The organism is Streptomyces scabichelini, from assembly GCF_011045015.1.
GTDB lineage: Bacteria > Actinomycetota > Actinomycetes > Streptomycetales > Streptomycetaceae > Streptomyces > Streptomyces scabichelini.
The window spans coordinates 155,200-162,877 of record NZ_JAAKZY010000001.1 but is presented as its reverse complement, the minus strand read 5'-3'; the positions used below and the strand labels follow the sequence as shown (position 1 = coordinate 162,877).

Here is a 7,678-nt window from a genome sequence, read left to right as displayed (position 1 = left end):
GCGGGCGGGCGGGTGAGCGTCCCGAACCCGGGTACTCGGCGAGCGCCTCCGGCAACGACGAGCAGCCGACGACGGACGAGCCGACGACGAGCAGCGGCGAAGGGAGCGCACGATGAGGGCCGTGACCTGGCAGGGCAAGCGCGAGGTGCGGGTGGAGACCGTACCCGATCCGGTGATCGAGGAACCGACGGACGCGATCGTACGCATCACCTCCAGCGGGCTCTGCGGTTCCGACCTGCATCTGTACGAGGTGCTCACCCCGTTCATGACCCCGGGGGACATCCTCGGGCACGAGCCCATCGGCGTGGTCGAGGAGACCGGCTCCGGGGTGACCGAGCTGAAGCCCGGCGACCGGGTGGTCGTACCCTTCCAGATCGCCTGCGGGCACTGCTGGATGTGCGGCGCGGGGCTGCCGACGCAGTGCGAGACCACCCAGGTGCACGACTCGGGCATGGGCGCGGCGCTGTTCGGCTACACCAGGCTCTACGGCGGCGTGCCGGGCGCCCAGGCCGAGTATCTGCGGGTTCCGCAGGCCCAGTTCGGGCCGATCAAGGTACCGGAAGGGCCGTCGGACGACCGTTACGTCTATCTCTCCGACGTACTGCCGACGGCCTGGCAGGCCGTGCAGTACGCCGACATCCCGCCCGGCGGTTCCGTCGCCGTCCTCGGTCTCGGGCCGATCGGCGACATGTGCTGCCGGATCGCCCGGCTCCAGCGGGCCGAGGTCGTCATCGGCGTCGACCTGGTCTCGGAGCGGCTGCGCCGGGCGCGCGAGCGGGGCGTGGAGACGTACGACCTGCGGCGGTACGAGGGGCGGAAGGAACTCGTCGAGGAGATACGCGACCGGACCGGCGGTCGTGGCCCCGACGCCGTGATCGACGCCGTGGGAACCGAGGCCCACGGCAGCCCCGTCGGGCGGACCGCCCAGCAGATGTCCTCGATGCTGCCCCGCGCCTGGGCCGCCCGGCTCGCCGAGCGGGCCGGCACCGACCGGCTGGCCGCGCTCCTCACCGCCATCGAGCTGGTGCGGCGCGGCGGCACGATCTCGCTGAGCGGTGTCTACGGCGGCATGGCCTCGCCACTGCCGCTGATGACGATGTTCGACAAGCAGATCCAGCTGCGGATGGGCCAGGCGAACGTACGGCGCTGGGTCGACGACATCCTGCCGCTGCTCACCGACGAGGACGCGCTCGGCGTCGACGGCTTCGCCAGCCACCGGCTTCCGCTCGAGGAGGCGCCGCACGCGTACGAGATCTTCCAGCGCAAGCAAGAGGAAGCGGTGAAGATCCTCTTCCAGCCCTGAGACACCGGTCCCGCCACCCCGCTCACCAGGTGTCGACGAACGAGCGCCCCGCCCCCTCCCGCGGCGGCATCTCCCCGTGCCCGTCCAGCGCCGACAGGATCCACCCCCGGGAGTCCGCCGGATCGATCACCGCGTCGATCTCCAGGGCGGCCGCGGCGTTCACCGCCTTGCCGTGCTCGTACAGTTCGGCGACGCGCTCCTCGAAGGCACGCGCGCGGGCCTGCGGATCGGCGATCGCCTCGAGTTCCTTGCGGTAGCCGAGCCGGACCGCGCCCTCCAGGCCCATACCGCCGAACTCACCGCTCGGCCAGGCGGCAGTGGCCAGCGGGGCGCGCGTCGAGCCGCCCATCATGGCCATCGCGCCGAGACCGTACGCCTTCCTGAGCACCAGACTCACCAGGGGGACGCGGAGATTCGCGCCCGTCACGAAGAGGCGGGCGAAGTGCCGTACCGTGGCGGTCCGTTCGGCGTCCGGGCCCACCATGAAACCCGGTGTGTCACAGAGTGAGACGACCGGGAGCCCGAAGGCGTCACACAGTTGCAGGAAGCGTGCCGTCTTGTCGGCCGCGTCGCGGTCGATCGCGCCGCCCAGGTGCGCCGGATTGCTGGCGACGAGGCCCATCGGCCGGCCCTGGATGCGGATCAGCGTCGTCAGGATGCCGATGCCGAACTCCCGCCGCAGTTCGAGAACCGATCCGGTGTCCGCCAGCCCTTCGACGGCCGCACGCATGTCGTAGGCCCGCCGCCGGTTCTCCGGGACGGCGTGCCGCAGCAGCCGCCGGTCCGGTTCCGTCCAACTGTCCTGCGGGCCCTGGAAGTACGAGAGGTACTGACGCGCCACCCGCACGGCGTCCGCCTCGTCCGAGACCGCGATGTCCACGACTCCGTTCGGCACCTGGACGGACAGCGGGCCGACGTCCTCCGGCCGGTACGCCCCGAGTCCGCCGCCCTCGATCATCGCGGGCCCGCCCATGCCGATGGTCGCCTCCGGCGTGGCGATCACGACGTCGCAGCAGCCGAGCAGTGCGGCGTTGCCCGCGAAGCACCGGCCGGACGCGATACCGACCAGCGGCACCAGGCCGCTGAGCTTTCCCATCTGGTGGAACGTGGTCACGTCGAGCCCGGCGATCGAGGTCGTGTCCGTGTCTCCCGGCCGACCGCCACCGCCCTCCGCGAACAGCACCACCGGCAGCCGCCGTTCCTCGGCGAGGTGCAGCATGCGGTCGGTCTTGCGGTGGTTCTGCAGGCCCTGGGTGCCGGCGAGGACGGTGTAGTCGTACGACATCGCCACGCACGGCTCGCCGTTCACGTGCCCGGTGCCGGTCACCATCCCGTCGGCCGGAGTCGAGCGGATCAGGTCGTCCAGCGACCGCCGCTGCCGCTGGGCGGCGATCGCGAGCGCCCCGAACTCGGTGAACGTGCCCTCGTCGCACAGGTCCTGGATGTTCTCGCGTGCGGTGCGGCGTCCGCTGCCGTGGCGTCGCGCGACCGCCTCGGGACGGTGCTCGTCAAGGCCGAACGCGTGCCGGCGCAGGGCTTCGGCCAGGTCGGGCCGGATCTCGTCGAGGTCCACCGACTCGGTGTGGTCGAGGGCCGGTGAGTCCGTCATCCCGTCCACGGCCACCAGGAACTGCCCCTCGGCGACGGTGTCGCCCACGCGCGCCCGCACGGCCCGTACGACCCCGGAGCCCGGCGCGCGCACGACGTGCTCCATCTTCATGGCCTCCAGAACCAGCAACTGCTGCCCGGCCCGGACCGGTTCACCGGGGGAGACGTCGACGGAGACGACCGTGCCGCTCATGGGCGCGGTCACCATGCCGTCGAGGGCAGGCTCCAAGACAACCGGGGAGTCCGCCAGATGCTCCTCGACCAGGCCCGCAAGGGCCCAGAATCCCGGCTGTGCGAGAACTTCCCGCAGCAGGGGAATCCCGGTCCCGACGCCCTCGACCCTGAACTCGCCGAGCGCTCGCCGGGCCCGTTCGCAGGCCGCGGTCACGCTGTCGTGCGGCACGTGGGCGATCACCTTCGCGAGCAACGAGTCGTAGCGCACGCCGATTTCGACGCCTGCGCGGGCCGCCGTGTCGACGCGGACGCCAGGACCGGTGGGCACGTCGAAGCGCGTGAGCCGCCCGGCCGACGGCCGCACCGTCCCGTCGGCCGCGGCGACCTCGGCGTTGACGCGCGCCTGCACGGCGAATCCGCGCGGCGGCGGGGGCGGTCCTGCCAGGCCCAGTTCCTCCAGCGACTCGCCCGCCGCCAGCCGCAGTTGTACGGCGACCAGGTCGACGCCCGTCACCTCCTCGGTGACCGTGTGCTCGACCTGAAGCCGCGGATTGGCCTCGATGAAGTGGAACTCCTCGCCCTGGACGAGGAATTCGAAGGTGCCGAGCCCCGAGTAGAAGCCAAGTCCCGAGGAGTGGGTGGCGCGCGCCATCCGCAGGGCGCTGTCCAGGAGCATCTCCCTGACGCCGGCCGGCAGTTCGGGCGCCGGAGCGATCTCGATCAGCTTCTGGTGACGACGCTGGGCGGTGCAGTCACGCTCCCACAGGTGTGTGACGGCCCCCGTCCCGTCCCCGACGACCTGCACCTCGATGTGCCGGGCCCCCTCCAGCAGCCGCTCGACGTACAACTCTTCCCGGCCGAAGCTCTGTCGGGCTTCCGAACGGCACCGCTCCCAGGCCTCGTCGAGCTCGTCGGGTGAGCGGACGACCCGCATGCCACGGCCGCCGCCACCGCTGATGGCCTTGAGCATCATGGGCCCGCCTGTCAGGAAGTCCCGAGCCTCCTCAAGGTTCGTGGCACGCCGCGTCCCCGGGAGAACCGGCACCCCCACCAGGAGGGCCAGTTCCCGTGTGCGTCCCTTGTCCCCGAAGAGAGCGAGGACTTCGGGCGACGGCCCGACGAAGGTGATCCCGGACTCGGCACACTGCTGGGCGAAGGCGGAGGACTCGCTCAAGAACCCGTAGCCGGGGTGCAGGAACTCGCAGCCCGTGTCGTGAGCGGCGGCCAGCAGGGCGTCGGCGTCCAGATAGCCCGAACCCTTCAACGCCACGGCTTCGTCGGCCAGTTGGACATGCGGGTCGTCGCCCTCCGCGTACACCGCGACCGTCCGCAGCCCGGCCTCGGCGGTGGCGCGCAGGATGCGTACGGCGATCTCCCCGCGGTTGGCGACGAGCACGGCGGCAGAACCCATGGAGCGCCTCCGGGGCGTGGCGGTCGGTCCCGCCATGCTCATTGACGCTGATATCAACGTCAACGGGACGGAGCCGAGCGCACCAGCCAGTCGTACGCGGTCCGCGCCGTGAACTCGGCCTGACCGCCGCGCAACAGCAGCCCCGCGGTGGCGAACGCCGGATCGTCGGCCTGCGCGGCCACGTACGGGATCGCGATGCAGCGCATCCCCGCCGCGTGCGCCGCCGCCGCGCCCGGGGCGGCGTCCTCGAGGACCACGCAGTCCTCCGGGGCTGCTCCCAGCCGCCGTGCCGCCTCCAGAAAGACGTCGGGGGCGGGCTTGCCGTGGGCGACCTCGTCCGCCGAGACGACCGTCCGCAGACTGGTGTCCAGCCCTGTGCCCGCCAGGACCACCTCGATCGCCACACGCGATGAGCCAGAGGCGACGGCCATGGGCACGCCCTCGGCGGCCAGCAGCTCCACGAACTTCCGCATCTCCGGGTAGACGCGCGTGGAGGCGCGGGCCAGTTCCAGATAACGGCGGTTCTTCTCCGCGAGCAGTACCTCCGGTGAGGCCTCTATCGCGTGCCGCTCCTTCAGCAGTGCGGTCGTCTCCGCGGCGCTGATGCCGACGTACCCCTCGTGTTCCGCCCAGGTGAAGTCGGTGACGCCGTACTGGGCGAGCGTCTGCCGTGCTGCCTCGTAGTAGTTCGGCTCGCTGTCCACGAGCGTTCCGTCGAGATCGAAGATGACCGAAGTGGCGCCGAGTGTGCTCATGCGTTCCAGGATGCCAACGATCAGTTCACGGCCGCGCGTCCGATCGACTCCACCAGCGGCAGCAGCCGGTGCGGCACGCGCTCGCGCAACGCCACCTCCGTACGCGTCCGGACGACCCCCGGCAGGCTGATGAGCGCCTGGATCACATCCTCCAAGTGCGCGTTGTCCCGCGCGACGACCCGGGTGATCAGGTCCCCGCCACCGGTGATCGAGAACGCCTCGACGATCTCCGGCACGGCGGCCAACGCGTCGCCCACGTCGTCGAGATGCCCCTGGGTGACCTCGATATGGACGAAGGCGAGCACCGGGTGGCCGAGCGCGGCGGGGGAGAGCGAGGGACCTGTGCCGGTGATCACACCGTCCCGCTCCATCCGGTCGAGCCGCGCCTGCAGCGTGCCGCGGGCGACACCGAGGATGCGGGCGTACTCGCGCACGCTGGTGCGCGGCTGCTCCAGGAGGAGCCGCAGGATGCGGGTGTCGAGCTCGTCCACGGCCATGGTCCGTTGGCCTCCTCGTGGTACTGACTGATCGCTGCCGACTGTACCAATGGCTCAGCAGTTCACGAGCCTGTTGAGCCAGTGCCTCGGTGTTGCGTATCGTGTATCTATCGATGGCGCCGCGCAGCGCCGGACGGCGAAGATGCCGATCCGTGCCCGCGGCGCCATTCCCATGGTCTGAAGGTCATGTCCTGAAGGTGTGGTCAACGCGAAGAGGGGCGAGCTGCCGACGGTGAAGAAGATGTTCATGGCTCCGGATCCGGGCCTGGTACGGCTGCGGGTCTCACTGCGGGCGGTGCTCGGTATCGGCCTCGCGGTGACCGCGTCGGCACTCGCCGGGCTCTCGCTGCCCGCGTCGATCACGGGCGGACTCGCCGCGCTCCTCGCGCTGTTCACGGTCGGCGACCAGACCGTGCGCGGCCAGGCGGTCACCACCGCCCTGCTGCCCGTCGTCGGCTTCCCCGTGCTCGCCCTCGCGACCGCGCTGCACTCGGTGCCGGCCGTGCGCGACGCGACCTGGCTCGCCGTGATCTTCTTCGGGGTGTACGCCCGCCGCTGGGGACCACGCGGGCACGCGCTCGGCATCTTCGCGTTCATGACCTTCTTCATCACGCAGTTCCTGCACGCCGTGCCCGGCCAGCTCCCGCAGCTGTACGCCGCGATGGCGCTGTCGCTGGCCGCCTCCTCAGCGGTGCGCTTCGGCGCGTGGTGTATCGAGCGGCGCACTCCGCCCCCGGCGGTGCCCGCTCCGCTCGACGGCCGCGGGCTCGCCCGGCCGACCACCCGGCAGGCCTTCCAGGCCACGGCCGCCTGCGCGATCGCGATCGCCGCGGGCCAGTTCCTGTCGCACGAGCGCTGGTACTGGGCCGTCGGCACCGCCTGGTGGATCTTCGTCAACACGGCCTCGCGCGGCGAGACGCTGGTACGCGGCTTCCGGCGCGTCGTCGGCACGGTCACCGGTATCGCCGCCGGCCTGCTGATCGCCGTACCGCTGCACGGCGCCCCGGCGCCCACGGCAGTGATCGTCGCCGTGTGCGTCTGGGGCATCTTCTACACCGCGGCGCTCTCGTACAGCTGGATGATGTTCTTCGTCACCGTCATGGCGGGCCTGCTGTACGGGCTCCTCGGCGTGCTGCATCCGGGACTGCTGGGGCTGCGCCTCGCGGAGACCGCGGCCGGCGCGCTCGGTGCGGCCCTCGCCGTCGCGCTGATCCTGCCGGTCACCACGCACGCGGTGACGGATCGCTGGGTGGCCCGTGCCGTGCATGCCGTGCACGGCTGCACCTCGGCGGCGGCCCGGCGCCTGGCCGGAGACTCCGGCGCGGATCCCGCGACGCAGGCCGCGGAACTGGAGGCGCTGCTCGGCCGGGTCCGCTTCGCCCTCGCCCCGCTGGTCCACCCCCTCAACCCGCTGCGGGCGCGTAAGGCCCGGGCCCGGCAGGTGCTCGCGCTCCTGGACGACTGCGCCTGCGAGGCACGCGGTCTCGCGGCCGTCGCCGCCGATCCCGACGCCTCGCACGACGCCCGCCTCACCGCCGCCTGTGGACGCGTCGAGGCGGCGGTCGAGGTCCTGGTCGGCGCCGTTCCGGACCGTGCCGTGACGTCGGCCGCGCAAGGGCCGGGCACAGGGGTGTCGGTCGCGGGGCCCCCGGGCCGGCACCCGGGAGCCGAGCAGGCACTCGCCCACCTCCACGGCCTGGAACGGGCGCTCGCCGCACTGGCCACACCGCTGCGCGGCTCCTCTGCGGTGGGAGCCTGAACGTCCGCTCCGCCCTGCTGGGTTGGACACCCGGACCGTGAATGAGGCAGGTGCACCGGGCACTTGGAGGTGGATCAGGCCGACGGACGGGTAACCCCGCGGCTATCAGACGCACAGAGCCCGCGGGCCGTGCGGGAGCGGCCCGCGGAACGCAGCCGCCTGGGGGTGCGC

General features: G+C 72.0%; 5 protein-coding genes. 2 read left to right on the top strand and 3 right to left on the bottom strand.

What is annotated here, in order from left to right:
* The first annotated feature begins 112 nt into the window (after positions 1 to 112).
* Complete coding sequence (locus tag G5C60_RS00765) at positions 113 to 1,303, top strand: zinc-dependent alcohol dehydrogenase (protein ID WP_165254156.1); 1,191 nt, start codon at positions 113 to 115, stop codon at positions 1,301 to 1,303.
* Between the two features lie 22 nt (positions 1,304 to 1,325).
* On the opposite strand, the gene G5C60_RS00760 is transcribed toward G5C60_RS00765, so the two are convergent.
* Genes G5C60_RS00760 through G5C60_RS00750 form a run of 3 tightly spaced genes read right to left on the bottom strand, consistent with a single transcriptional unit; the run spans position 1,326 to position 5,748 of the window.
* On the bottom strand, positions 1,326 to 4,496 hold the full coding sequence (locus tag G5C60_RS00760; RefSeq protein WP_165254155.1) for a carboxyl transferase domain-containing protein: 3,171 nt from the start codon (positions 4,494 to 4,496) through the stop codon (positions 1,326 to 1,328).
* 59 nt (positions 4,497 to 4,555) lie between these two features.
* Entirely contained in the window at positions 4,556 to 5,251 is a 696-nt protein-coding gene (locus tag G5C60_RS00755) for an HAD family hydrolase (RefSeq protein WP_165254154.1), read from the bottom strand.
* A 20-nt stretch (positions 5,252 to 5,271) separates the two neighbouring features.
* The gene (locus tag G5C60_RS00750) at positions 5,272 to 5,748 is read right to left on the bottom strand and encodes an Lrp/AsnC family transcriptional regulator (protein WP_165254153.1); all 477 of its coding nucleotides are present in this window, start codon (positions 5,746 to 5,748) and stop codon (positions 5,272 to 5,274) included.
* A 241-nt stretch (positions 5,749 to 5,989) separates the two neighbouring features.
* Here G5C60_RS00750 and G5C60_RS00745 point away from each other — a divergent pair, with 241 nt between their 5' ends.
* Positions 5,990 to 7,507, top strand: a complete 1,518-nt coding sequence (locus G5C60_RS00745; protein WP_165254175.1) for an FUSC family protein — start codon at positions 5,990 to 5,992, stop codon at positions 7,505 to 7,507.
* Positions 7,508 to 7,678: the final 171 nt, after the last annotated feature.